The organism is Kamptonema formosum PCC 6407 (assembly GCF_000332155.1).
Taxonomy (GTDB): Bacteria; Cyanobacteriota; Cyanobacteriia; order Cyanobacteriales; family Microcoleaceae; genus Kamptonema; species Kamptonema formosum.
In genome coordinates this window covers 26228-27386 of sequence record NZ_KB235907.1, presented here as the reverse complement: position 1 = coordinate 27386, position 1159 = coordinate 26228, and the positions used below count along the sequence as shown (strand labels likewise).

Here is a 1159-nt window from a genome sequence, read left to right as displayed (position 1 = left end):
CAGATTGGAATACGATCACATGGAAAAGGGATCTTTCATAAAGAAGCTGTAACTGGCAGAGAATTAGGAATAAAAGAGTTTATTGGGTTCATCCAAACGCATTTGTTGTCAATATTGTTTTTGCTTGGGAGCAAGCTGTCGCTCTGACAAGTAGTGATGAAAATGGGTTTATTGCTTCTCATCGTTTTTTGATGTTTTTACCTAACAAAATAGGGCTAGTCTTAAATTTGTAATACTTTCTTTTTAAGAGAACGTGGAAAATACTTACTTGAATTAGCATCTCCAGGGGGAGCAGGGAGAAATAAGACACTAGGACAGCAGAATTTTGCTGGGTTAGAAATTACTCTTCCAAAGATCGCTGAACAAGAAAAGATTGCTAGTTTTTTGGGGGCTGTCGATCGCCGTCTAGCCCAACTCCGCCGCAAACAGGAACTCTTACAAACCTACAAACGCGGCGTAATGCACAAAATCTTTTCTCTAGAGATTCGGTTTAAGGGGGCGATCGGATCTGAGTTTCCTGATTGGGAAGAAAAAGACTTGATGAACTGGGTGAATTCAAAAATGGTTTTAACGCAGATAAATCATCATTTGGAGATGGAGTGGAATTTGTAAACTTAATGGATATATTTGGGAAAAGCGAAATCAAAAAATACCTCTTGAACGAGTGCAGATAAGCTCAAAGCAAGTAGAACAATACAAAATCAAAAAAGGAGATGTTTTATTTGTTCGCTCATCAGTAAAAAGAGAGGGAGTCGGTCAGCCGTGTCTTGTAAATGATGACTTTGAGGATACTGTTTATAGCGGTTTTATTATTAGATTTAGAGAGAAATCCTCAGAGTTATGTCATTTATATAAAAATATTGTTTTCATCATTAGAATTTAGAAAAGAATTGCTTTCTTTGGCTACCTCTAGCGCAAATACAAATATCAACCAAGAATCATTGTCAGCAATCATACTATTTTACCCTTGCAAAAAAGAACAAGAAAAAATTACTGGTTTTTTAACAGCAATGGATCGCAAAATCGAAACCCTCTCTCGCCAAATCGACCAAACCGAACAATTCAAGAAAGGTTTACTACAAAAATGTTTGTGTAATGAGGTGTTATGGAGAGTTTAGAAGCGTTAGTGAAAAGACATATCAAAGAATTCCCCGACTTT

At 36.6% G+C, this 1159-nt stretch carries 2 protein-coding genes; both read left to right on the top strand.

Annotated features, from left to right (window positions below):
• The first annotated feature begins 225 nt into the window (after nt 1-225).
• Nucleotides 226-612 carry a restriction endonuclease subunit S gene (locus OSCIL6407_RS37995; protein WP_083893679.1) on the top strand — a complete coding sequence of 129 codons (387 nt, stop codon included), beginning with the start codon at nt 226-228 and terminating at the stop codon, nt 610-612.
• A gap of 161 nt (nt 613-773) precedes the next feature.
• Nucleotides 774-1118, top strand: coding sequence for a restriction endonuclease subunit S (locus tag OSCIL6407_RS33650; RefSeq protein ID WP_019488037.1), 345 nt, complete (start codon nt 774-776; stop codon nt 1116-1118).
• Nucleotides 1119-1159 lie beyond the last annotated feature (41 nt).